This is a genomic window from Oceanobacillus caeni (genome assembly GCF_019037185.1).
Lineage (GTDB): Bacteria > Bacillota > Bacilli > Bacillales > Amphibacillaceae > Oceanobacillus > Oceanobacillus caeni.
This window is the reverse complement of record NZ_JAHHXM010000004.1, coordinates 1-25,569: the sequence shown is the minus strand read 5'-3', so window position 1 is coordinate 25,569 and position 25,569 is coordinate 1. Positions and strand designations below refer to the sequence as shown.

General features: G+C 37.6%; 19 protein-coding genes. 2 read left to right on the top strand and 17 right to left on the bottom strand.

The features are described from left to right. Positions 1-444: 444 nt before the first annotated feature. The 14 genes from KM885_RS03675 to speE all read right to left on the bottom strand — a co-directional run bounded on the left by KM885_RS03675 (position 445) and on the right by speE (position 19,364). Positions 445-2,052 (bottom strand): CTP synthase, encoded by a 1,608-nt coding sequence (locus KM885_RS03675; RefSeq protein WP_047186674.1) that lies wholly within the window; start codon positions 2,050-2,052, stop codon positions 445-447. A gap of 322 nt (positions 2,053-2,374) precedes the next feature. Further along, positions 2,375-2,920, bottom strand: coding sequence for a DNA-directed RNA polymerase subunit delta (rpoE, locus tag KM885_RS03670; protein ID WP_047186673.1), 546 nt, complete (start codon positions 2,918-2,920; stop codon positions 2,375-2,377). A gap of 299 nt (positions 2,921-3,219) precedes the next feature. Next, complete coding sequence (locus KM885_RS03665; protein WP_216883536.1) at positions 3,220-6,564, bottom strand: methylmalonyl-CoA mutase family protein; 3,345 nt, start codon at positions 6,562-6,564, stop codon at positions 3,220-3,222. Next, on the bottom strand, positions 6,565-7,176 hold the full coding sequence (locus KM885_RS03660) for a TetR/AcrR family transcriptional regulator (protein WP_047186671.1): 612 nt from the start codon (positions 7,174-7,176) through the stop codon (positions 6,565-6,567). Next, the gene (gene meaB, locus KM885_RS03655; RefSeq protein WP_047186670.1) at positions 7,169-8,110 is read right to left on the bottom strand and encodes a methylmalonyl Co-A mutase-associated GTPase MeaB; all 942 of its coding nucleotides are present in this window, start codon (positions 8,108-8,110) and stop codon (positions 7,169-7,171) included. Before meaB ends, KM885_RS03660 begins: the two co-directional genes overlap by 8 nt. Before the next feature lie 413 nt (positions 8,111-8,523). After that, positions 8,524-9,663 (bottom strand): acyl-CoA dehydrogenase, encoded by a 1,140-nt coding sequence (locus KM885_RS03650; protein WP_216883535.1) that lies wholly within the window; start codon positions 9,661-9,663, stop codon positions 8,524-8,526. 25 nt (positions 9,664-9,688) lie between these two features. Further along, positions 9,689-10,819 carry an acyl-CoA dehydrogenase gene (locus KM885_RS03645; protein ID WP_145524041.1) on the bottom strand — a complete coding sequence of 377 codons (1,131 nt, stop codon included), beginning with the start codon at positions 10,817-10,819 and terminating at the stop codon, positions 9,689-9,691. A 25-nt stretch (positions 10,820-10,844) separates the two neighbouring features. Beyond that, complete coding sequence (locus KM885_RS03640) at positions 10,845-11,696, bottom strand: 3-hydroxybutyryl-CoA dehydrogenase (protein WP_047186667.1); 852 nt, start codon at positions 11,694-11,696, stop codon at positions 10,845-10,847. Positions 11,697-11,740: 44 nt separating this feature from the next. Further along, positions 11,741-12,928, bottom strand: coding sequence for an acetyl-CoA C-acetyltransferase (locus tag KM885_RS03635; protein WP_060668876.1), 1,188 nt, complete (start codon positions 12,926-12,928; stop codon positions 11,741-11,743). A 100-nt stretch (positions 12,929-13,028) separates the two neighbouring features. Then, the gene (locus tag KM885_RS03630) at positions 13,029-15,140 is read right to left on the bottom strand and encodes a (Fe-S)-binding protein (RefSeq protein WP_047186665.1); all 2,112 of its coding nucleotides are present in this window, start codon (positions 15,138-15,140) and stop codon (positions 13,029-13,031) included. A 316-nt stretch (positions 15,141-15,456) separates the two neighbouring features. Further along, positions 15,457-17,127 carry an arginine--tRNA ligase gene (argS, locus tag KM885_RS03625; RefSeq protein WP_204797965.1) on the bottom strand — a complete coding sequence of 557 codons (1,671 nt, stop codon included), beginning with the start codon at positions 17,125-17,127 and terminating at the stop codon, positions 15,457-15,459. Continuing rightward, a complete protein-coding gene (locus KM885_RS03620; protein WP_047186663.1) occupies positions 17,124-17,564 on the bottom strand; it encodes a YwiB family protein in 441 nt (146 codons plus the stop codon). Before KM885_RS03620 ends, argS begins: the two co-directional genes overlap by 4 nt. An 85-nt stretch (positions 17,565-17,649) precedes the next feature. Further along, positions 17,650-18,522: an agmatinase gene (gene speB, locus KM885_RS03615; protein ID WP_216883534.1), complete on the bottom strand. Its 873-nt coding sequence runs from the start codon at positions 18,520-18,522 to the stop codon at positions 17,650-17,652. A gap of 14 nt (positions 18,523-18,536) precedes the next feature. Then, positions 18,537-19,364, bottom strand: coding sequence for a polyamine aminopropyltransferase (gene speE, locus KM885_RS03610; protein ID WP_060668879.1), 828 nt, complete (start codon positions 19,362-19,364; stop codon positions 18,537-18,539). Between the two features lie 253 nt (positions 19,365-19,617). On the opposite strand from speE, the gene KM885_RS03605 reads away from it, so the two are divergent. Beyond that, positions 19,618-21,660: a transglycosylase domain-containing protein gene (locus KM885_RS03605; RefSeq protein ID WP_204797964.1), complete on the top strand. Its 2,043-nt coding sequence runs from the start codon at positions 19,618-19,620 to the stop codon at positions 21,658-21,660. A 141-nt stretch (positions 21,661-21,801) separates the two neighbouring features. Here KM885_RS03605 and KM885_RS03600 read toward each other — a convergent pair whose 3' ends face one another. The 3 genes from KM885_RS03600 to KM885_RS03590 form a co-directional block, all read right to left on the bottom strand. After that, positions 21,802-22,311, bottom strand: coding sequence for a YwhD family protein (locus KM885_RS03600; protein ID WP_216883533.1), 510 nt, complete (start codon positions 22,309-22,311; stop codon positions 21,802-21,804). 201 nt (positions 22,312-22,512) lie between these two features. Next, on the bottom strand, positions 22,513-23,010 hold the full coding sequence (locus KM885_RS03595) for a YwgA family protein (RefSeq protein WP_047186658.1): 498 nt from the start codon (positions 23,008-23,010) through the stop codon (positions 22,513-22,515). Beyond that, positions 23,000-24,319 (bottom strand): HD domain-containing protein, encoded by a 1,320-nt coding sequence (locus KM885_RS03590; RefSeq protein ID WP_060668882.1) that lies wholly within the window; start codon positions 24,317-24,319, stop codon positions 23,000-23,002. The genes KM885_RS03595 and KM885_RS03590 overlap by 11 nt, the downstream gene beginning before the upstream one ends. Positions 24,320-24,475: 156 nt before the next feature. Between KM885_RS03590 and KM885_RS03585 the strand changes: the two genes are divergently transcribed. Next, the gene (locus tag KM885_RS03585; protein WP_047186656.1) at positions 24,476-25,336 is read left to right on the top strand and encodes a lipoate--protein ligase family protein; all 861 of its coding nucleotides are present in this window, start codon (positions 24,476-24,478) and stop codon (positions 25,334-25,336) included. Positions 25,337-25,569: the final 233 nt, after the last annotated feature.

Here is a 25,569-nt window from a genome sequence, read left to right as displayed (position 1 = left end):
GGAAAGGATAAAACCTTCCTACTCCATTTGTGAAGCAAGGGAGGGAATGGAAACTTATCTAACATTTCCATTCTCTTTTCAAGTCTCACAGAACTTTGATTTAAAAGAGATTAAATCAAATATATTAAAAATGCCCTTTTGTCTCAGAGACAAAAGGGCATAAGAAAGCATACTTCTATTCCGTGCACCCTTTTGGCCTCTCTGGACCCAATTAAAGGTTTTATTTGTACTTATACTATCACGTTAGTAATTTAGTTACAATAGAAAATTTTGGTTTTAAAATCACTTTAAAATCTGGTATTCAAGAAATCAATGGGTTAATGCCGTGATTACTAGATTAGTCTCTTCGATTAACGAATTCATGAGCACAAGTATCGAATTAATTTTTTACATCTTAACCTAAACAAAAACCCCGAACCAATTTGTTCAGGGCTTTGACTATTTTTACTTTTCCTTTTGTTCAACAGATGCACCAATAAAGCCTTTAAACAAGCTTTGCGCTCTTGTTGGACGTGATGTGAATTCAGGATGGAATTGACAAGCAACAAACCATGGATGATCTTTTAATTCGATTGTTTCAACTAATCTTCCATCTGGGCTTGTACCAGAAAAAATAAAGCCTGCTTCTTCCATTTGTTCACGGTAATCATTATTAAATTCATAGCGATGACGGTGGCGTTCTTCCACTAAATCCGCTCCATCATATGCCGCTTTTGCTTTCGTTCCATCCACTAATTTACATGGATAAGCACCTAAACGAAGTGTACCGCCTAAATCCTCTACACCTTTTTGCTCCGGTAAAAGGTCAATGATTGGGTGTGGAGTTTGTGGATCAATTTCTGAAGAATGTGCACCTTCTAATCCAAGAACATTACGAGCAAATTCTACCGATGCTAACTGCATTCCAAGGCAAATCCCGAAAAATGGGATGTTATTTTCACGTGCATAGCGGATAGCAGAAATTTTACCTTCAATTCCACGATCACCAAATCCACCAGGAACTAGAATTCCGTCTACGCTTTTCAATTCTTCTTTAATTCCATCTTCTGTTAATCTTTCTGAATTAATCCAATGTACATTAATGTCAGCATTGTACACATAACCAGCATGTTTTAAGGATTCAACAACAGAAATATACGCATCTTGAAGTTCTACATATTTACCTACTAAACCAATATTAACGGTTTTAGAAAGATTTCTTACTTTGGAAACAAGAGTTTTCCACTCTTCCATATTTGCCGGACTACAATCTAAGCCAAAGTGATCACAAGTTAATTGGTCTAATTTTTGTTCTTGTAATGTAAGTGGAACTTGGTATAGTGTATCCGCATCAGGCATTTCGATAACAGCCTTTTCATCAATATCACAAAATAGGGAAATCTTTTCTTTCATTTCTTTGCTAATTGGTTCTTCTGTTCGAAGTACGACAACGTTAGGTTGAATACCTAAAGAACGTAATTCTTTTACACTATGTTGGGTTGGTTTTGTTTTTAGTTCTCCAGCTGCTTTAATATATGGAACAAGTGTACAATGTACATACATCACACTGTTTCTTCCCACATCATTTTTAATTTGGCGAATGGCTTCTAAGAATGGTAAAGATTCAATATCACCAACCGTTCCACCAATTTCCGTAATAACGACGTCTGCTTTCGTTGCCTCTCCAGCACGAAATACTTGGTCTTTAATTTCATTTGTTATATGAGGGATAACTTGAACGGTACCACCTAAATAGTCGCCGCGTCTTTCTTTTCGTATCACACTAGAATAGACCTTCCCCGTTGTAATATTGCTATATTTATTTAAATTAATATCAATAAAACGTTCATAATGGCCCAAGTCTAAATCTGTTTCTGCTCCATCTTCTGTCACGAAAACTTCACCGTGTTGATATGGACTCATTGTACCCGGATCAACGTTAATGTATGGGTCAAATTTTTGAATCGTTACTTTCAGACCACGGTTTTTTAATAATCGGCCTAGTGAAGCAGCTGTTATGCCTTTTCCAAGTGAAGATACAACCCCACCTGTTACAAAAATATACTTCGTCAAAATTCATCCCTCTTTCTTAGGTTGTTACTTAAACCTATTTTGTACTAATAAAACAATAAAATGAGTTCTAATGGAAAAAATCTGCAATCAATCAAAAAACCTTCCCTGTATTTATTATGAGAAAAACACGGAAAGCCAAAATGATCTATACAGATTCTAAGGTTACTGAGTAAAAAATAAAAAGCGCCTCCCTTAAAACCAGTAGGGAGACGCTATGTTCCTGTCAAATAGAGCCCAAGTAAAATTGTACTCACTAGTTCAATAAAAGTCAATAATTGTTTTTAGAGGTTGTTCAAAAAGTCTGGTAGTAAAATCCCACCGCTTATTTCTCTTCCTCTTCTTCGTCATCAAGCTCTTCATCGTCAAATTCTTCATCTATCTCTTCTTCATCCTCATCAAAGTCATCGAATTCGTCTAAGTCTGGATCTAATTCCTCATCATCTTCGTCCAGATCCTCCTCTTCGTCGTCGAAAACTTCATCGATGTCTTCATCTTCAAGAAGATCGTCTTCCTCCTCGAAGTCCTCTTCTTCATCAATTTCCTCTTCTTTACGCTTTTTCTTCGTTGCCTTTTTCTTTTTCTTCTTAGGAGTATGTACTTCTTCGTCTGCTTGCTCGATTGGGTACCAACGTTTTAATCCCCACATATTAGAACCTAATGTTGTGAATCGTCCATCGACGTTTAAATCTGTATAAAATTGTGCTATTTTTTCTTCTTTTTCGGCTTCAGAAAAACCTTTTACTTCTGCAACTTTGTCAAAAACGTCCTTGAAGTGTAGGGCTTTTTTCTCTTCTTTTAAGATAATACTTGCCAATTCTAACATTGACATATTTTCAATTTGTTCCGGGCTATAATCTTTTAAGCTCACGGTTAGCACTCCTTTGACTTGTATAATGATGGCTTAAATGCCTTCTAGATTTAACCATTGTAGACGATGTTCAAAAAGTTCCTCCTTTTTGAACATGTACTTGTAATGACTATATTTAACTACAATGCAATATGCTTTTCAAGAGACATACCTAACATTATAATCAAACTTGTATGGTTTATGCCTTATTTTAACATAAAAAAGTTGAGAAAATAACTCTTCTCAACTTTAATAATCGAGATCATGTACCCTGTATTCTTTCAAACTTTTCACCTTTTGCCATTATTACATTATATTCCTTACATATTTCTTCTATACTGTCCGCCAACTTCGTATAGTGCTTTGGTGATTTGGCCGAGGCTAGCTACTTTTACGGTATCCATTAGTTCTTCAAAAATATTTCCTCCAGAAGCTGCTACTTCTTTTAACCGTTCCAATGCTTTTGGTGCTTGTGCTTGATGTTTTTCTTGAAATTTTTTCAATTCGACAATCTGATGTTGTTTTTCTTCTTGAGTGGCACGCGCAAGTTCCATGGAATCAATTTCCTCATCCGATGTTGGGTTTGGATTTAAATATGTGTTTACACCAATAATTGGAAGCTCACCAGAGTGTTTCTTACTCTCATAGTAAAGGGACTCTTCTTGAATCTTTCCACGTTGGTATTGGCGTTCCATTGCTCCTAGTACCCCACCACGATCATTCATTCGTTCAAATTCTTGTAAAACCGCTTCTTCTACTAAATCTGTAAGCTCCTCTACAATGAATGAACCTTGAAGTGGATTTTCATTTTTCGTATAGCCAAACTCTTTATTAATAATCATTTGAATTGCCATGGCACGACGAACCGACTCTTCCGTTGGCGTTGTAATTGCCTCATCATAGGCATTCGTATGCAGTGAGTTTGTATTATCTTGGATTGCAAGTAACGCCTGTAAAGTTGTTCGAATATCATTAAAGTCAATTTCTTGGGCATGTAAGGAACGTCCGGAAGTTTGGATGTGATATTTCAACTTTTGACTACGTTCATTCGCTCCATATTTATCACGCATAACAATCGCCCAAATTCTTCTTGCCACTCTTCCAATAACGGTATATTCCGGATCTAGACCATTTGAGAAGAAGAAGGATAAATTCGGTGCAAATTTATTAATATCCATTCCTCTGCTTAAATAATATTCTACATACGTAAAACCATTTGCTAGTGTAAATGCTAACTGAGTAATTGGATTTGCGCCCGCTTCTGCAATATGATAACCAGAAATCGAAACAGAGTAATAATTTCGCACATTCTTATCAATGAAATATTGTTGAATATCTCCCATCATTCGAAGCGCAAATTCCGTAGAGAAAATGCATGTATTTTGTCCTTGGTCTTCTTTCAAAATATCTGCTTGAACCGTACCACGGACAACGGATAATGTATCTGCTTTAATTTTTTCTAATTCTTCTTTACTAGGCTCACGACCTTGTTCCTCTTTAAATTTATCCACCTGTTGGTCAATCGCTGTATTAAAATACATCGCTAAAATGATTGGTGCTGGACCATTAATCGTCATCGATACAGAGGTTAGTGGATCTGTTAAATCAAAACCAGCATAAAGTTTTTTCATATCATCTAAAGTACAAACATTCACACCACTTTCTCCAACTTTCCCAAATATATCTGGGCGGTAAGCTGGATCCTCTCCGTACAATGTTACGGAATCAAATGCAGTAGATAGCCGTTTGGCATCATCATTCTTAGATAAATAATGGAATCTTCGGTTTGTTCTTTCTGGTGTTCCTTCCCCAGCAAATTGTCTGGTAGGATCTTCCCCTTCTCGTTTGAACGGGAACACCCCAGCAGTGAATGGGAATGCGCCAGGTACATTTTCCTTTAGCATCCACATTAATCGCTCTCCCCAATCTTGATATTTCGGAAAAGCAACTTTAGGAATCTTAAGACCAGACAAAGATTCTGTCGTAATATCCATTTCAATCTCTTTATTACGTACTTGGAAAGTCATTTTGTCTCCACTATATCTATCCTTTAAAGCATCCCAAGAATCTAAAAGCTTCTTCGCAGTTGGATTTAATTGCTCTTCATAACGGTCCAATAACTGTTTTAAATTAGTTAAAACATCTTCACGTTTAAAGGATTTAACTTCTGTAGCCGCTGCCATTTCTTCCACGTTGTCCTGATTTTTATTCCATATTTCCGTTGCCTCTTCGTATTCGAGTGTCTTTATTGCTCCATCTAATTGATATAATTTACGAGCAATTGTACTTTGTTTTTCAGCATCTTCGTGATATTTACGAACGTAATCTGCAATCTCACGTAAATAGTGGCGACGATCATTGGTGATAATACGATTATGTTTTTCGGCAATTCGATTCCTTTCAAAATCAACAGACACATTCCATTCATAACGTTCATTCAGCGTGTCGATTATAGCAGCAAATAATGCATTGGTTCCTTCATCATTAAACTGACTAGCAATCGTACCAAAGACAGGGAATTTTTCCTTCTCTTGTTGAAATAACATACGGCTACGTTCATATTGTTTACGAACTTGATTTAAGGCGTCTTCAGAACCCTTTTGTTCAAATTTATTAATCACGATAAAATCTGCATAGTCAATCATATCAATTTTCTCTAATTGGGTCGGTGCCCCGTATTCAGACGTCATGACATACATGGATAGGTCTGTAATGTCGGTTATAGCGGCGTCTCCTTGCCCAATTCCACTCGTTTCCACAATGATAAAGTCAAATCCAGAGGCTTTGACAACATCAATGACATCTTGAATCGCTTTGGATAATTCCGTTCTAGAATCTCTTGTCGCTAAGGAACGCATATAAACACGGTCGCTAAAAATAGCGTTCATACGGATTCGGTCACCTAGTAAGGCCCCACCCGTTTTCCTTTTCGTCGGGTCAATGGATATAATTGCTACCTTTTTATCTAACACTTCATTCATAAATCGGCGAATTAATTCGTCCGTTAAGGAACTTTTTCCCGCTCCACCAGTACCGGTAATTCCAAGAACAGGTGTATTTGGTCCCGCTTTTTCTTTTAGCTTGTTTACTACACGTTGCTTTTCTTCCAGGTCTGTTTCTTCCGATTCAACAAATGTAATAAATTTAGCCATTGCATTTCGATCACCTTGAAGAAGTTTCTCCATGTCTTTCTCCAAATCAATTGGCGGTATAAAATCACATAATTCTAGCATTTTGTTAATCATACCTTGCAGTCCGTACTTACGACCATCTTCAGGTGAGAAAATCCAAGAAACCCCATAGTCATGCAATTCTTTAATTTCTCTTGGGATAATTACTCCTCCACCGCCACCAAACACTTTAATGTGGCTCGCTCCCAATTCCTTTAATAAATCAATCATATATTTAAAATATTCCACGTGCCCACCTTGATAAGATGAAATCGCAATACCTTGAACATCTTCTTGAATTGCTGCGTGAACTACTTCTTCTACAGAGCGATTATGACCAAGATGAACTACTTCTGCTCCACTAGCTTGGATAATTCTTCTCATGATATTAATGGATGCATCATGCCCATCAAATAAACTTGACGCAGTTACAAAACGAACAGGATTTTTCGGACGGTATACTTCTACTTGTTCCACTGTATTTCCCCCTTCCATTTACTTTTCAGCGGCCTTTAAAATCGCATTGATTTGCAAATGAATATACTCTTCAAGTGAAAATTGCTTTTGTAAAATCCATCTGCGAAATCCCCACATATGACCTTGAACAAAAATATTATTCGCTAAAATAATCGCTTCTTGCTTCGTTATTTGTTCAGGAATACAATTTAGAATTACCTTTTCCAGTATATTCACCATATACCGCTCTTTTTGCAAAATATAACCTCTTGTTTCTTGCTTTAAAGACTTCGCTTCCTGATATAGAATTAAAATTTCCTCTTGTAATTCATCCATTAAATAAAAATAGGATTCAATAACTTTCACTAAACTCTCGCGGGAAGGCTGCTCTAATTCAAAAGCATTCTCTATTCGTTCTCGGACTTGTTCATATATCGCATCACAAGTTAAATATAAGACATCTTCTTTCGTTCGAATGTATTCATAAAGTGTTCCAATACTAAAACCAGATGCTTTTGCAATTTCTCTTGTTGTTGTTCGATGAAAGCCCTTTTCTTTAAATAACGTAATAGCGCCTTTTATCATTTGGTCCCGTCGTTTTTTTATAAGTTCCTGGTCCTTTACGTTTGATACCACTTTATTTTTATTCAATCTTTTTGGCCTCCTTCCACTTCACTAATAAATCTTTCGCTTGCTTGTACGGATCATTATTTGATTCCATTGCTGGAAGGTTGTCATGATCATGCTCAATAAAGGTTTTCACCTCGCGCCAAATTTCTTCTCGAATTAACTCGTATACCTCTAATTCGAATTGAGCATTCCTTTTTCGTTTTCCTTCTTGTGTCGAATATAAATAATCGTGATGTTTCTTGATTTTCTCCCATAATTCATCTATACCTTCGTTTTGGGTGGTTATTGTTTTCACAATCTCTACCATATGATCTTCCGTTGCAGTCATCATGACAAGTTCCCTTAATAACCGCTTCAGCTTTCTAACCCCATCTAAATCCGCTTTGTTTATAACAAATAGATCAGCGATTTCCATGATTCCTGCTTTAAAAATTTGTAGAACATCTCCACTATTAGGAGTTAAGACAACAGCTGTTGTATCTACTATTTTCATAATGTCTAATTCCGATTGGCCTACCCCAACGGTTTCAACAATGACAACATCAAATCCAAACGCATCACATATTCGAACGGCATCTTTAGTTGCCCGCGCAAGTCCACCTAAGCTACCACGTGTTGCCATACTTCTTATGTACACACCATCATCGATAAAATGTTCATTCATTCGAACCCGATCCCCTAGTAATGCTCCTCCACTAAATGGGCTTGTTGGGTCAACCGCTATGACAGCAACCGTTTTTCCTTCCTTTCGAATCTGTGAGATTAACCGATTCACAAGGGAACTTTTCCCAGCACCCGGAGAGCCTGTTAACCCTACATATATTGCTTGCTTTTGTAAAGAAAAGACATCACTAAGAAGTTCTAATTTGTCAGAATGGTCATTTTCTACCATTGTGATTGCTCTTGCTAATGCACGCACTTCCTTGTTTTTTATCCGTTCTACTATTTCATGCATTTTTTACTTCCTTTCAAATTACATCTATTCGTTCATTTGGTAAGGTTGTTGTATTTTTATCCGAAGCCCAAATAGACTTCTAGTACAGGGCCTATATCTGCTAAAAAGGTCTTCGGGCGGCCACCTTTCTGAAATATCAGTATTCATTCCGAGATATCAGCATTCACCCCAGGTATATCGGCACTAATCTCGAGATATCAGCATTCACCACCGGAATATCGGCACTTATCCCGAGATATCAGCATTCACCACCAGAATATCGGTACTAATCTCGGGATATCAGCATTCATCCCCAGAATATCGGCACTTATCCTGGGATATCAGCATTCACTCCAGGAATATCGGCACTTATCCTGGGATATCAGCATTCACTCCAGGAATATCGGTATTCGCCTATCTTTATCACCAATTAATTATTTAGTAACCATTCTTCCGATAACCAATCGTTGGATTTCATTGGTACCTTCATAAATTTGTGTGATTTTTGCATCACGCATATAGCGCTCAACAGGATAATCTTTCGTATAACCATAGCCACCAAAGATTTGAACTGCTTCCACCGTTACTTTCATTGCGGTATCTCCAGCAAAGAGTTTCGACATGGCCGATGCTTTTCCATATGGAAGACCTTCTGATTCTAGCCAGGCTGCTTGATATGTTAATAGTCTTGCAGCTTCTATTTCGGTAGCCATGTCTGCAAGTTTAAAAGAAATTCCTTGGTTTGCTGCAATTGGTTTACCAAATTGTTCACGTTCTTTTGCATAGTTCACGGCTGCATCAAGAGCACCTTGTGCAATTCCAAGGGCTTGAGCCGCAATTCCATTTCTTCCACCGTCCAGTGTAGTCATGGCAATTTTAAATCCGTCACCTTCTGCACCTAACATGTTCTCTTTCGGTATACGGCAATTTTCAAAAATAAGTTCTGTCGTCGGGGATGAACGAATACCGAGTTTCTTTTCTTTCTTACCAAAAGAGAATCCCTCTGTTCCTTTTTCCACTATAAACGCACTAATCCCTTTATGCTTTGCATCTGAATCGGTCTTTGCGAATACAATATAAATATCTGCTACTCCACCGTTTGTAATCCATACTTTACTTCCACTTAAGATGTAATCGTTGCCATCTCTTTTCGCGACTGTTTTCATTGAAGCAACGTCACTTCCAGCTCCCGGCTCAGATAAAGCATACGCTCCTAATGCTTCACCAGTTGCTAGACGCGTTAGGAAGTTTTTCTTTTGCTGTTCATTTCCATATTTAAAAATTGGCCAACTTGCTAGGGAAAGATGTGCAGATAAGGTAACTCCTGTTGAGGCACATACTCGCGACAATTCTTCCACTGCGATGACATAGCTCACATAATCTGATTCAATCCCACCGTACTCTTCTGGCCAAGGGATTCCTGTTAAACCGAGCTCAGCCATTTTGTCGAATATGCTTCTATCAAAACGTTCTTCTTCATCACGTTCTGCTGCTGTAGGTTCTACTTCGTTTTCTGCAAAATCTCGGACCATTTTTCTTAACATTTGTTGTTCTTCTGTTAATTGGAAATTCACTATTTATCCCCCTCGTTTCTATAAATCAGTTATTTAGTAATTGATTTGCTATAACTATATGTTGAATCTCATTTGTTCCCTCATAGATTTGCGTTACCTTTGCATCGCGGAAGTATCGTTCTATCGGGAAGTCTTCTGTATATCCGTTTCCGCCAAAGATTTGCACTGCTTCGATTGCTAATCTCATAGCTGTATTGGAAGCATACATTTTCGCCATGGATGCCTCTTTAGCGCAATTTTGGCCTCTATCCACTAGAGATGCCGCATGGTAGACTAACAGTTTCGCTGCCTCTACTTCCGTTGCCATATCAGCTAATTTAAAAGATATTCCTTGGTTTGCTGCAATCGGTTTGCCAAATTGTTGTCTTTCTTTTGCATAGTCAATCGCATGTTGTAATGCCCCTTCTGCAATACCAAGGGATTGTGCGCCAATGCCAATTCGCCCTACATTTAAGTTAGACATGGCAATCTTAAATCCTTCCCCTAATTTACCTAAAAGCTGTTTTTTTGGAACGATACAATTGTCAAAGCTTAACTGTACCGTGTTAGAACCGTGGAGCCCCATTTTCTTTTCTTTTTTCCCTATCTGCAGTCCATTAGCGTCTTTTTCCACAATAAAGGCACTAATTTCATCTTTCTCTGTTCTAGCAAAAGTAATATACGTATCCGCTTCCCCACCATTGGTTATAAAGACTTTTGATCCATTTAACACGAAATGATCGCCATTATCTTTTGCGGTTGTTTTTAAGCTTTTCACATCTGAACCGGAACCTGGCTCTGTCAATGCAAAAGCCCCTAAATATTCCCCTGATGCTAGTTTTGGAATGTAGTGCCTTTTCTGTTCATCAGTGCCAAAATTAAGAATCGGATTGGTGCCAACAGAAGAGTGAACCGATAGTATTACCCCTAATACGGGACTTACTTTAGACAATTCATGAATAGCAATGATATAAGTAGTGAAATCCATCCCACTCCCACCATACTTTTCTGGAATGGAAATCCCCATTAAACCGAGTTTCCCCATTTTCTCAACTATTTCTTTTGGAAATCGATCCTCTGTTTCCATCCTACCAATCTCTTTGGCTACTTCTTTCTCAGTAAAACCACGGACCATCTTACATATCATTTCTTGTTCTTCTGTAAAACGTAGCTCCATCTGTACAGCCCCCTATTAGGTGCAATTAACTATATTCATAAAATCCTCTAGCCGTTTTCTTACCGAGCCACCCAGCTTTTACATATTTTCGAAGTAATGGACATGGGCGGTATTTACTGTCCCCCAATCCTTCGTGAAGAACTTCCATAATGGATAAGCATGTATCTAATCCAATAAAATCGGCTAATTGAAGTGGTCCCATTGGATGATTCATCCCTAATTTCATTACTGTATCTACATCTTCTGGTGAGGCAACCCCCTCATAGACGGTATAAATTGCCTCATTAATCATCGGTAATAAAATCCGATTCGATACGAAACCAGGGAAATCATTCACTTCCACCGATATCTTATTTAATTGTTTCGAAGTATAAGCAATAGTGTTATATGTTTCATCACTCGTCGCAAGCCCTCTAATAATTTCCACTAACTTCATCACTGGAACTGGATTCATAAAATGCATCCCGATTACCTTTTCCGGACGATTGGTTACCGCTGCAATTTCTGTTATCGGAAGCGAAGACGTATTGGATGCTAATATGGTATGCTTCGGAGCAATTTGATCTAATTCCTTAAAAACACTCATCTTCGCTTCCATACTCTCCACAATCGCCTCAACGACAAGGTCACAATCTCCAGCATCTTTTATCCTTTCAGAAGTAGATAATCGACTTAATGCATCCGCTTTGTTTTTTTCCGTTATCTTTCCTTTTGCAACATCTTTACTTAAAACCTTCTCAATAAAGCGAATCCCCTTTTGCAATGCTTCTTGATTTAGATCATTTAATATAACTTCATAGCCAGATTGAGCAAATACTTGTGCGATACCTGAGCCCATTTGTCCTGCACCAACTACCATTACTTTTTGAATGCTCATTTTTTTGCCTCCAAATTTTTAAATAGATTAATACTTTACTTGAATTATTGTTTTGGCACTTCAATTAAGATGGCATCTCCTTGACCGCCACCACTACAAATTGCAGCAATTCCCAGTCCTCCACCCCGTCGTTTTAATTCGTAAATTAACGTTAGGATAATACGTGCACCACTAGCTCCTATTGGATGCCCTAGTGCAACCGCACCACCATTTACATTTAGTTTCTCCGGATCCACCTTAGCTATTAGCCCACTTGCTAATGCTACAGCAGCAAATGCTTCATTAATTTCAAATAAATCTATATCCTCAATGGAATACCCCGTCTTTTCTAATAGTCTATTGATAACAACCCCCGGCGTTTGTGGAAAGTTCTTCGCTTCTACCGCGACTTCTGCATGACCTATAATAGTAGCTAATGGAGTTTTCCCTAATCTTTCAGCTTTCTCATCCGACATTAAAACAAATGCACCTGCGCCATCGTTAATTCCTGGTGCGTTCCCGGCAGTGATTGTTCCATCTTTATCAAAAGCTGGGCGTAAGGTTGCAAGTTTTTCAACTGTTGTATCTTTTCTTGGAGCTTCATCTGTATCTACTAGAATTGGATTACTCTTACGTTGCGGGATTTCAACAGCAACGATTTCCTCTTTAAATTTCCCAGATTCTATTGCTTCGATTGCTTTCATATGGCTTCGGTATGCCCATTCGTCTTGAGCTTCTCTTGTTAGGTTAAATTCTTCTGCTGTGGAATTCCCGTATGTCCCCATGTGAACGCCTGTAAAGGAGCATGATAATCCATCATGAATCATTAAATCTTTTATCTTACTATCTCCCATTCGACTCCCCCATCTTGCGTCTGGCATGAAATATGGTGCATTGGACATACTTTCCATTCCACCGGCAACGATCACTTCTTCGTCTCCTAAGCGAATAAGCTGATCGGCTAATGTAACAGCTCTTAATCCTGAGGCACAGACTTTATTAATCGTTTCTGTTTTTACTTCCCAAGGGATTCCTGCTTCCCTTGCTGCTTGGCGAGACGGGATTTGTCCTTGACCACCTTGTAGTACAGTTCCGATAATGACTTCATCTACTTCTGACCCGTCTAATTCCGCTCGATTTAATGCTTCTTCTATCACTTTTCCGCCTAGTTGAGGTGCAGTTAAAGCTTTTAGGGCTCCTCCAAATTTTCCAAAAGGTGTTCTTGCTCCAGAAACGATTACGGTTTTCTTCACTTAAAACTCCCCTTTTTATATATAAATTTGACCGACTGAGCATTCGTTCAGTTTCCTTACTTTCAGAAAGGGGGATGTTGTTTCCCCCTTTCATACTAACTTATGCCATTACTACTTCCTTCTCTTCTACTAAAACAGATAGGGCTAGGATTTCAGCCACATCCATGGTACTGATGTCTTCTTCCACTTCTTTGGCTTTGGTTCCGTCGCTTAACATGGTTAGACAGAATGGACATGCACTTGAGATCATCGATGGATTAACGGCTAGTGCTTGTTCTGTACGTGCAACGTTGATACGGTTTCCAGTTGTATCTTCTGCCCACATCAGGCCACCACCAGCCCCGCAGCACATTCCATTTTCACGACTACGATCCATTTCTACCAATTCAAGCCCAGGAATAGATTGCAAGATTTCTCTTGGCGGGTCGTATACGCCGTTATATCTTCCTAGATAACAAGAGTCATGGTATGTTAAACGTTCGTTAATTTCACGTTTTGGTGCTAATTTTCCAGATTTCACAAGGTCATATAATAATTGCGTATGGTGATATACCTCTGCTTCATATCCGAAATCAGGGTACTCATTTTTGAAAATATTATAAGCGTGTGGATCAATGGTAACAATCTTCTTCACGCCATGTTTTTCAAATGTCTTAATATTTTTCTCAGCAATTTCTTGGAATAAGAATTCATTACCGATACGACGTGCTGTATCCCCAGAATTTGCTTCTTGGTTACCAAGAATGGCAAAGCTAATTCCCGCTTTGTTCATTAGTTTGGCAAATGCGATAGCAATCTTCTGACTGCGGCTATCATACGCCCCCATTGAACTAACCCAGAATAAATATTCGAATTCTTTTCCTTCCTTTTTCAATTCTTTAACAGTCGGTACATAAATCGATTCATCTTCATCACGCCATTTAATACGGTCTTTTTTCGATAATCCCCATGGGTTTCCTTGACGTTCGATATTCATGACCGCACGTTGTACATCAGAATCCATCTTTCCTTCCGTCATCACTAAGTAGCGACGCATATCCATGATTGTTCCAACATGCTCATTTGTTACTGGACAAGCATCTTCACAGTTTCGGCAAGTTGTACATGCATTAAGTTCAGCTTCTGTAATAACGTCACCAATTAGGCTTACTTCTTGAATCGTTGCAGCTGCTTCTCCACCAGCACTTGCTTGATTTCCAGCTGTATTAGAAAATGCATATGCTGGTACCCAAGCTGATTTGCCAGTAACTGCTGCCCCTTTTTCAGTTAAATGGTCTCTGAGCTTGATCATAATATCCATTGGGGAAAGCATTTTACCAGTACCGGCTGCTGGACATACATCTGTACAACGTCCACATTCTACACAGGCATAAAAGTCCAACATTTGGAACTGCTCAAAGTCTTCTACCTTCCCAACACCAAAGGAAATTTCCTCTTCGCTTTCCTCAGATTCCTCATCCATATCGAAATCAAGTTTTTCCAATTTACCAGGTACTTTCTTACTTAAGAAGACATTAATTGGTGCTGCAAGTAAGTGCGCGTGTTTGGACTGTGGTACATAGACTAAGAAAGATAATAGTGTAATCGTATGTACCCACCATGCGACATAAAAAAGTACTGCCGCCGCTTCTGGAGATAAGAAACCGAAGATCGTTGCAATGACACTTGCAACAGGTTCTGTCCAACCCGCTTCCGCTCCATGCCAAATCATCGCCATTCCATTTCCGAATAAAACGGAAAGCATTAATGTCCCGATAAAAATAAGTACAAGTCCAGCTTTAAATCCCCTTTTCAAGCGAACAATCTTCTCAATGTAACGACGGTAGAACGCCCAAATAACTGCAACGAGAATCATTAATGTTACAAGTTCTTGGAAAAAGACAAATCCCGGATAGAACATGCCAAATGGCAAATGGTTTCCTGGAGAAAGCCCTTTGACAAACATGTCAATCGCTCCAAATTGCACAAGGATAAATCCGTAGAACATCATGACATGAATAGTTCCCGATTTTTTATCCTTCAGTAATTTGGACTGACCAAAGACAATGGTACCCACACGTTTTAAACGCATTTTCACCTCGCCATCAAACTTGGATTTCTTACCAAGTTTGATATAAGCTAATCTTGTAGCTACAACTTTTGCAAATAGGAAAAGTGCATAAATCGTAACTACTAAAAAAGCTATCCAATTGATGATTAGGAATGTTTCCATTTCGTTCTCCCCCTTTTGTTTAGCAGTTAGGAAAGTATAAAACTTTCTTCCCGCATGAGTATAGCTAAGACAATCGCCAACCTTGTAAGTGAATTCCAAGCTAATGTTAGCGATTCCATTTATCTGAAAGATCTTGAAGTTATCGTGTTATACTTATAATATATGATGAATGAGCACTCAGTCAAACCAAAATTAAAAAATTTAAAGTTTTTAGTCTATTAGACAACAAAAAAACACTATCCCTTATTATGAGGAAATAGTGTTTTCTAGTATATCTTTATGTTTCTAGTTCTACAGATATGACAGCTTTGTCTACTTACATTTTTTCTGGAGCGGAAACTCCAATCAGTTTTAATCCGTTTGCTAACGTAGTTCGTACACCTTTCATTAAAGCAATACGAGCGTTTGTCCGTTCTTTATTTTCTTGATCCAACACTTTCTCTGCATTGTAAAAGCTATGCAATAAAGTAGCTAAATCAAATACGTATTGTGTCACTTTATGCGGTAATTGTTTTTCTGCTGCTTCTGCAACAACTTGAGGGAATTCCCCAAGCTTCTTCAATAAATCTACTTCTTTTTCAGCTGTTAGTAGCCCTGCATCATATGTAGATTCTATGTTGAATCCTTTGTTTTTTGCTTGTTCTAACATCGTACAAATTCTAGCATGTGCATATTGAACATAATAGATTGGATTTTCATTGGACTGTGAACGTGCAAGATCCATATCAAAATCTAGTTGGGAATCATTGGAACGAGTTACGAAGAAATAACGTGCTGCATCTACCCCAACATCCTCTATTAAATCACGTAATGCTATCGCTCTACCTGTTCGTTTACTCATTCGGACCTTTTCTCCACCTTCGAAAAGGTTAACCATTTGAATAATTTTTACATGGAATTTTTCAGATGGGTAGCCTAAAGCTTGTATCGCCGCACGCATTCTTGGTACATAGCCGTGATGATCCGCTCCCCAAACGTCAATTAGCTGGTTAAAGCCTCTATCTAATTTATCTTTATGATAAGCGATATCTGGTGTTAAATAAGTGTAACTTCCATCTTTTTTCACTAACACACGATCTTTATCGTCACCGAATTCTGTTGACTTAAACCATGTAGCATCGTCTTTTTCATAAATATAATTACCTTCATCTAATTTTTTCAATGCATCTGCAATTTTGTTATCTTGATAAAGTGATCTTTCAGAGAACCAATTATCAAACTCTACACGAAAAGCCTTTAAATCATTTTTAATATTTTCTAGAGAGGACTGTAAACCGAATTCTTTAAAGTATGCAATCCGTTCTTCTTGCTTACGGTCTACCCATTTATCACCATCTTGTGCAACAATTTTTTTAGCAATTTCAATAATTGCTTGGCCATGATAACCATCTTCAGGCATTTCAACATCTTTTCCTAATTGTTGTAAATAACGGGCTTCGACAGAATAGGCAAGATTGTCAATTTGATTTCCAGCATCATTAATATAGTATTCTCGCTGAACCTCGAACCCCGCAGCATCTAAAACATTACAAAGTACATCACCATATGCAGCACCACGGGCATGTCCTAAGTGAAGGTCTCCAGTAGGGTTAACGGAAACGAATTCTACTTGAATTTTTTCTCCTTTACCTGTATTCGTTTTTCCATATGTTTCTCCTGCTTCAAGAATCGTTGGAATAATGTCGCCTAAAAAGTCATTTTTCATAAAAAAGTTAATAAATCCTGGACCAGCGACTTCCACTTTTTCAATAGATGCTTTCGATTGGTCAAGATGTTGAATGATTTCATCTGCAATTTGACGAGGTGCTTTTTTCGCAATTCTAGCTAATTGCATAGCGATATTTGCCGCAAAATCACCATGTGCTTTATCTTTTGGTTTTTCTAATACAATATCAGGAAGTTCTTCTTTCGTTGCTAGATTTGCATTGATTACCGCATTTGCTATTTCCTGTCTTAATGTATCCTCTGTTTGTTCCAATACATTCATTGGGAATCCTCCTCATTAAAACTAAGTATTAATTCGTGTTTCCGTTCATCAGGCTGTCCATTTAATTTTACCGTATAGGATAGAATGAGCTGCCCACAGGCTTCGTCTTTTAATTTATACGCAATTTTTTTTGTGAATGTTTCCATATGTATTGCACCATGTGGATGTTTATATACATTTTCAGTGCGACGGTTGATATCAAATTTTTGATTCATTGATACTAGGCCAGTGCGTTTAATATTGACGGAGCCTTCTTGGATCGTAATGAAGTTTTTTACTTTCATTTCTTTCTCCATTATCTCGTCAAAGATAAGGACGTCCATTTTTCCTTTTCTATAAAACTTCCCAGTGCTTTTGATTTCATTATGTTCCTTAGAACCTTGGTCATCAATAGTGGTTTGAAGTTTAACTTTTATATTTCTTTGAACAGAACTCATATTATCGCCCTTTTACTTAAAGTCATATAATGCCTATTATAGCTATAATAGGCATGTTTTTTCAATATATGTTGCTCCAGATTAACTACTTCACCCAACCAAGTAAAATTTCTCTAATAAATTTGCTCGCTGCAATAGCTGTTTTTTCAGAGTGATCGTAGACTGGTGCTACTTCTACGAGATCGGCACCGATGACGCTGATGTCTGATTCAGCAATTAATTGGATGGCTTCCAATAATTCGTTGGAGGTAATTCCACCTGCTTCTGCTGTTCCAGTTCCTGGGGCATATGCCGGGTCAAGGACGTCTATATCAATCGTCACATATACGTTTCTACCACTTAGGGTCGGTAAAATTTTACGTAGTGGTTCGGCTACTTGAAATCTAGACATGTGCATACCACTTTCGTTTACAAATTGAAACTCCTCACGCATACCTGAGCGAATGCCGAATGAATAAACATTTTCAGGTCCAATTAAATCGCAAATCTTTCTTACTGGAGTAGAGTGGGACAAAGACTCTCCTTCATATTCCTCTCTTAAATCAGCATGGGCATCGATATGGATAAATGCCATGTCGGGATACTTTTTATACATCGATTGAATGATGGGCCATGTCACAAGATGCTCCCCACCAAGCCCTATCGGAAACTTTTCCAACTGTAATAACTGGTCTATATAATCGCGAATCATATGAAGGCTTCGTTCTGCATTTCCAAAAGGTAAAGGTATGTCCCCCGCATCGAAAAAATCAATTTCTTCTAAATGCTTATCCATATAAGGACTATATTCTTCAAGACCGATTGATGCTTCCCTTATTCGTCCTGGACCAAAACGAGAACCCGGACGGAAGCTAACCGTCCAGTCCATTGGCATTCCATAAATAACAGCTTTTGCCTTTTCAAAGTCTGAACCTGACATAATAAAAACTTTACCTGAATATGCTTCGTCAAATCTCACGTCTGTTTCTCCCCTTATTTCGTCATATCTTTCACAAATTTAGGCAATACGAAAGAGGCAAAATGGATTTCTGGAGTAAAGTATTTTGTCTCCATTTCAAAGAAACGTTCTTCTTTCACTTTTAACGGATCATGAATTTTACTTCCCATCGTAAATGTCCATAGACCGCTCGGATAAGTTGGGATGTTTGCCGTATACAAACGCGTTACAGGGAAAATCTCCTGCACATCGTGGAAGGCCTGTTTAATTAAGTCCGCTTTAAACCACGGATTATCCGTTTGTGCCACAAATACACCGTCATCTGTTAGAGCTTCATGAATTGCTGCATAAAAACCTTTCGTGAAAAGATTAACTGCTGGGCCAACCGGTTCTGTAGAGTCAACCATGATGACATCAAACGCTTTTTTACTATCGGCGATATACATAAAACCATCTTCTACTTTTACTTCTACACGCTTATCATTATAGCCGCTTGCAATAGTTGGAAGGTACTTCTTAGAATACTCAATAACCTTTCCATCAATGTCAACAAGCGTTACCCTCTCAACCGATTGGTGTTTCAACACTTCACGTATTGCACCGCCATCTCCCCCACCAACAACAAGTACATTTTTCGGATTTGGATGGGTGAATAACGGAACATGTGCAACCATTTCGTGATAAACAAACTCGTCCTTCTCCGTTGTCATTACCATATCATCTAAAATGAGCATATTTCCCCACTCTTCTGTTTCAACCATTTGTAATTCTTGAAAATCTGTTCGTTCAGAAACAAAGGTTTGCTTTATTTTTGCAGTAATCCCAAAATTGTCCGTTTGCTTTTCTGTGAACCAAATACTCAACGTTCGTTCATCTCCTAATGTAGAAATCTATTTTTCCGTAAAAAACCGTTTTTTAAATCGTTTTTAAATTATAGAGAAATTCTTGAAAAAAACAAGTATTTTTTTAAATGAATTAGAAGGTCTTAAGAAAGGTCACATCCAGCGTTTGCCTAACCTAAAGCTAATTCCCTTCGTATTTCAATGTTTATTTGTATTTATCTTTTCCCATAATGGTAGTAATACACACGTTAAACTAGAATGATGAGGTTTTGTGATGAATAAAAGCAGACTTAGAAAATACCGACTTATTTTTAAATTAATCACTACTTTAGTAGGCATTGTTCTACTCTCTATCATTGGAATCTATACGATTAGTTTTATATTAGGTCCTCCACCCCTTATGAATGAAGAGAATACGATTTATTACAATAACTCCAATGAGGTGATTGGTGAAGAGCGTAGTGCGGAAGATCGATATTGGGTTGATTTAAACGATATGTCTCCTCATATTATTAATGCAACATTGATTGTGGAGGATCAGCATTTTAAAGAACACAATGGATTTGATTATAAACGAATTATTGGTGCAATTTTTCAAAATGTAACTTCCGGAACATTAAAAGAAGGGGCTAGTACATTAACACAACAATTAGCTAGAAACCTCTACCTCTCCCATGAAAAAACTTGGGACCGAAAGATAAAAGAAGCCTTTTATACCGTTCGTTTGGAAATGTATTACTCCAAGGGTGAAATTTTGGAAGGATATTTGAACTCCATTTATTACGGACATGGTTCCTATGGAATTGAAGCAGCAAGTAACTATTTCTTTGATAAATCTTCTAAAGACCTGGATGTTGCCGAAGCGGCCATGTTAGCGGGAATACCAAAGGGACCGACCTATTATTCTCCGTTAAATGATAAGGAAAATGCTGAACAACGTCAAGAACAAATATTACAGTTAATGTTAACGAACAATATGATTTCACCTGACGAATATCAGAATGCCAAAACAACCACCCTTGCTTACTCTAAGACGAAGAAGGAAGACAACGATTCGATTGGGCCTTATTTCCAAGATGCCGTTTTGAAAGAGGCTGCAAAAATATTAGAACTGGATACAGAAGAAATTCGCTCCGGTGGATTTGAAATATATACTACTCTCGATAGTGAGATGCAAATTGGATTAGAAGATTCTGTCTCCAAAACGATAGATCAAGCAAGTGAAATGCAAATTGGTGCATTGGCTATGGATCCAAAAACTGGAGCAATTAAAGCAATGGTAGGAGGACGTGATTATTCAGAAAGTCCATTTAATCGTGCAGTTAATGCAAGAAGAATGGCTGGATCTACTTTCAAGCCATTTTTATACTATGCTGCTTTAGAAAATGGATATACCCCAAGTACCATGCTAATGAGTAAACCGACTGCGTTCGAGCTAGAGGACGGAGAAGTATATCGTCCAAGTAACTTTAATGACTATTATGCTTACGAACCTATTTCATTAGCACAAGCTCTAGCATTATCAGATAATATCTATGCTGTAAAAACCAATTTATATCTAACCCCTAAAAAGCTCGTAAATACTGCGAGAAGATTCGGTTTATCTGGGGAACTTCCAGAAGTCCCATCACTAGCTTTAGGATCTGCTTCCGTTTCCTTAGAAGAAATGGTTACAGGATATGGAATGATAGCGAATGGTGGCCATGAAATCAATAGTTACACAATTGAAAGGATTATAAACCGTGATGGAAAAACGATTTACGAAAAAGATAATAATCTAGGAGATTTAGTCCTTGATCCTAAGCAAACCTTTATACTTGCAGATTTGATGACCGGAGTGTTCGATCGACAACTGGATGGCTATGCCTCTGTAACCGGTGCTCCCATTGCCAATCAATTATCTCGCGTGTATGCGGGAAAGTCAGGATCAACAAAATCAGACAGTTGGATGATTGGATTTAGTCCTCAGCTAGTGGCCGGTGTTTGGGGCGGATATGATGATAATCGCGTGATGGAAGTAGTAGCAGAATCAGGATATCCGAAAAAGGTTTGGGCTTCCTTTATGGAAAAAGCCCATGAAGGTTTACCTGAAAAGTCATTTGAAGTACCGAATGGAGTTGTTGGGGTTGCAATCGATCCACAAACAGGCAATCTTGCCACACCGTATTGCAAGGTTAGTCGTGTCATGTATTTTGAAAAAGGCTCTGAACCTAAACAGTATTGTACAGATCATTTTCCCCATGATATGAAACCAAAAGAAGAAGATAGTAACGATGGGCCTTTTAAGAGAATTTTCGATTCCTTATTCGGAACTTGATAAAGTGGGCAAAAAAAGAAACCGACAACGATATCGTTGTCAGTTTCTTTTTTGTCCTAGTAATACATGTTTGTCCGTGTAAGCCTATTTTACAAATTTCCATCACAAAGTACAATACGTTCACAAAATATTCATATTTTCTTACTTTGATAATTCTTCTTTCAACTCGTCAGATGATAGTTCCCACATTTCCTTATCAAAGTTCTCTAGATAATCTTTTAATAGTTTTCTGGAATGGTCATCCATGTGGTCTACCATAACTTTACCTTTTAAAGAGCTTTCCATATGTTTAATATGCTCTGGCATGAATTTATAGGCTCTTTTATTTTCACGATCAACTAGAATTTCACTTGCCGCTACCCCACTATAAAACTTGCCTTTTTCAGTACGTTCCACATTCACCCAGACAATCCAGTATAACTTTCCATTTGGTACTTCTTCTTTTACGTGAGTCCATTTTACACGACGCTCTATTTTACTACGTGCATGCATCGCATCCATATCGACATACGCTTCATTTTCATTCGGATCGACAATAACAGATGACATGTTTTCTAAACTTATTACTCCGCCGCCATAGCCACCATGACCATCCGTCGAGTCATCTTTAATAATGGTAAAAGCATTTTTCTTATCTTTATCATTACTCATAAAAAGAAATCCTCCCTTTTTACTCGCGTCTATTCTATTCCTATTTTCACTAATTTTACCAGAGTTCATACTTCGTTTCACTTATTGCAAACTATAATTTATACAAATCGTTCGCATTCCAAATACACTCTGTTCTGACTTCTTGCGTAGGCTCAAAAAAAGAAAAGACCGAACAGGATACAGCATCATCCTACATAGGTCTTAGTTAAGCGTGATTTCTTTCATAAACTGGATTGCTTCTTTTATTTCTTCTTCACTATAGTTTTGTTTTGGTTTTACTTTATGAACTTTTCCTATCATCTCTTCTATTGGTAAATAATCAAAGTAAAACATAGTGGCTACTAATTCAAGGAAACGCGAGCTTTTTTCTTTTAATTTTTCTACCTTTTCTTCGTAATTAGGCATATCTAATGCAAATTGCTGCAAAAATTCTTTACCATCATCCGTAATTGTATAATTATATTGATAATAATTGCTTTTATCTTCTTTTATCTCATGGAGAAAACCTAGATTACAAAGTTCCTCCACCCGTAAAGTTAATTCCTCCGAATAAGGACCGTAAAAATGAAAATTATATTTTTCTTCAAATGGAATATTACATTTTTGCAAGATATAAATCATCTTTTGCAACTTTTTCCGTCCCGTTACATTTTCGGCAACTGAAAAAAACTGCATTAACTTTGCATGATTATCTAACATCTCTTACCTCTCCTTGGCCATATAAAATTTCCATAATCTTATTTTTAAGTTCTTCATTTTCTAATGCATCCAAGCGGTCTTTTGGAAAATATAATTTGTGATCCGTACGTTTTTTCCCTGATATCGCTTCTACAATATCGGAATGTCTAGACAATTCCTTCAATGAGTTATCAGGCATCACTAAGTGAATAGGCAGGCGTTCCCCTTCCTCACCTGGACGATAAAAATCATATGGCAAATCGGATGAGGAGTCGACAACCAGATAATATTCTGGATCTATACCAGCGTTTTGAAATAATTGATATAGTTCCATCCACTGTTTCATTTGTAAGTTTGGATTAAATTCCACGTATTTAAATAGCCTTCGATTCATGAATCGTTCGCATAAATCTCGTAAAATCTCATCCTGTTCTTCTTGCCACGCTTGAAAATAAAAATAAACAATCGATTCATCTAATTTTAAGTATTCATCTAACTTTACCTTACCCTCAAAAAAAGAAATAAAGTGGATAGGTTTTAATTTAAATGTGAATTCTTTGGATTCATACAACTCTTTTGCGCGATGTAAAATTTTAGAAAGGATAACTTCCGCACTTCTTGTCACGGGATGGAAATATACTTGCCAATACATTTGGTATCGACTCATAATATAATCTTCGACCGCATGCATTCCCGTTGACTTAATGACAACTTGATCCTCTATCGGCCGCATTACTCTTAGAATTCTTTCCATATCAAAATGGCCATAGCTTACCCCTGTATAATACGCATCACGCTGCAGATAATCCATTCGGTCCGCATCAATTTGACTGGAGATAAGACTTACGACAAGCTTGTCCTCATATGTTTTTGCAATGACGTCAGCTACTTCTTTCGAAAAGCCAGGACTTACTCTTTCCAATATTTTATGGATATTTGTGTCGCCAATTATAATTTGTTGGGTAAAATATTCATGATCAAGCTTAAATACTTTTTCAAAGGAATGTGAAAATGGCCCATGTCCTAAATCATGTAATAAAGCAGCACATAAGCAAAGCAACCGCTCTTCCTTATTCCAATGTGATTGATTTTCAAAATTATTGATTATCCTTCTAACAATTTCATATACACCAAGAGAATGATTAAAGCGACTGTGTTCCGCCCCATGAAAAGTCAAATTCGTTGTTCCAAGTTGCTTTATTCGACGCAGTCTCTGAAATTCTGGTGTTGCGATTAAATCCCATATAACTCGATCCCGAACATGAACATACCGATGTACAGGATCTTTAAAAACCTTTTCTTCCGACAGTTGCTGATCCTTATATGCCATTTTCTCCATCCGTTTCTTTTCGACAATTTTAATATATATTATATAATACTTAGTGGAAAAGAGGAAGTGTCCGTTTAACGACATACAGAGATGAGGGAAGTCTTGCTAGTCGCTGGGCACTGAGTCTGGACTTATAAAAAGGGTTAGGTGCAGAAAATGAAAAATTGGAAAGAAGTAATTCAGCAAACGACATTTAGATATATAGATCATTCCGAGATAGAAACATTTTCCGGAAAACCTTATACAGCCTTAAGTTCCTTTGCTATAGACGATGCTTTAGCAACTTCCGTAAGCAATGGCGATTCTCCATCTGTTATGCGGCTATGGGTTCACCCAAAAACGATTGTTTTAGGGATACCTGATGCTCGACTTCCGTATATTGACGAAGGGGTTCGTTTTTTGGCTGATAAAGAATACAACGTGGTGATACGAAATTCTGGCGGACTTGCCGTTGCCTTAGATGGCGGGGTCTTAAATCTTTCTCTCGTTATTCCGGGGATCCATGAGGTTTCTATTCATGATTGCTATGAAGCAATGGTAAGTTTTGTCCAATATATGCTTCAAGATTTAACGAATGAGATTGAAGCATATGAAATTGTTCATTCCTATTGCCCTGGTGATTATGACTTAAGTATTAACGGAAAGAAATTCGCTGGAATCTCTCAACGAAGAGTACGAGATGGTGCAGCCGTGCAAATTTATTTAGATGTAGAAGGAAATAGTTACGAACGGGCAAACCTTATTCGAGATTTTTATCGAATTAGCAAAAAAGAGGAAGAAACAAAATTCACCTATCCTGAGGTTGACCCAAATGTGATGGCTTCTTTATCTAAACTACTTCAAACAAATCTGACAGTAGAGAAAATGAAGGATAGAGTACAAGCTGCCTTACGTAATTTTAGTGAGAAAATAGTAGAGACATCTTTTTCTGAATCTGAACGTGACGTGTTTGAAAAAAGATATGCACAAATGGAGAAACGGAATAAACCGATTTGGGAGGTTTTGGGGAAGTATTAGAAAGTTTAGCATCCGTAATGATTTTTTTGTGTTCCCGGTCTTTTACCGTTCTATCAAAATTGGTCACTCATCGAATTTTATGAGTGACCAATTTCTTATTGTTCTATTTGTTATTGTATCAGTAAAGTAGACAATTTTAGAAAGTGTCCTATTCATTTGATAATCTTATAGTAGAAAAAGATAGAAATTAGGGGATGAATATGGCAAGACAACTAAAAAGATACAGTTATGAA

Bases quoted from the DNA above. Each gene is read 5' to 3' on its own strand.
- KM885_RS03665 (WP_216883536.1), bottom strand. From the start codon at position 6,564: ATGGAAGGGGGAAATACAGTGGAACAAGTAGAAGTATACCGTCCGAAA.
- meaB (WP_047186670.1), bottom strand. From the start codon at position 8,110: ATGCATGAAATAGTAGAACGGATAAAAAACAAGGAAGTGCGTGCATTA.
- KM885_RS03645 (WP_145524041.1), bottom strand. From the start codon at position 10,819: ATGGAGCTACGTTTTACAGAAGAACAAGAAATGATATGTAAGATGGTC.
- KM885_RS03640 (WP_047186667.1), bottom strand. From the start codon at position 11,696: ATGAGCATTCAAAAAGTAATGGTAGTTGGTGCAGGACAAATGGGCTCA.
- KM885_RS03630 (WP_047186665.1), bottom strand. From the start codon at position 15,140: ATGGAAACATTCCTAATCATCAATTGGATAGCTTTTTTAGTAGTTACG.
- argS (WP_204797965.1), bottom strand. From the start codon at position 17,127: ATGAATGTATTGGAACAAACAGAGGATACATTAAGACAGGAAATAGCA.
- KM885_RS03620 (WP_047186663.1), bottom strand. From the start codon at position 17,564: ATGAGTTCTGTTCAAAGAAATATAAAAGTTAAACTTCAAACCACTATT.
- KM885_RS03605 (WP_204797964.1), top strand. From the start codon at position 19,618: ATGAATAAAAGCAGACTTAGAAAATACCGACTTATTTTTAAATTAATC.
- KM885_RS03600 (WP_216883533.1), bottom strand. From the start codon at position 22,311: ATGAGTAATGATAAAGATAAGAAAAATGCTTTTACCATTATTAAAGAT.
- KM885_RS03595 (WP_047186658.1), bottom strand. From the start codon at position 23,010: ATGTTAGATAATCATGCAAAGTTAATGCAGTTTTTTTCAGTTGCCGAA.
- KM885_RS03590 (WP_060668882.1), bottom strand. From the start codon at position 24,319: ATGGCATATAAGGATCAGCAACTGTCGGAAGAAAAGGTTTTTAAAGAT.
- KM885_RS03585 (WP_047186656.1), top strand. From the start codon at position 24,476: ATGAAAAATTGGAAAGAAGTAATTCAGCAAACGACATTTAGATATATA.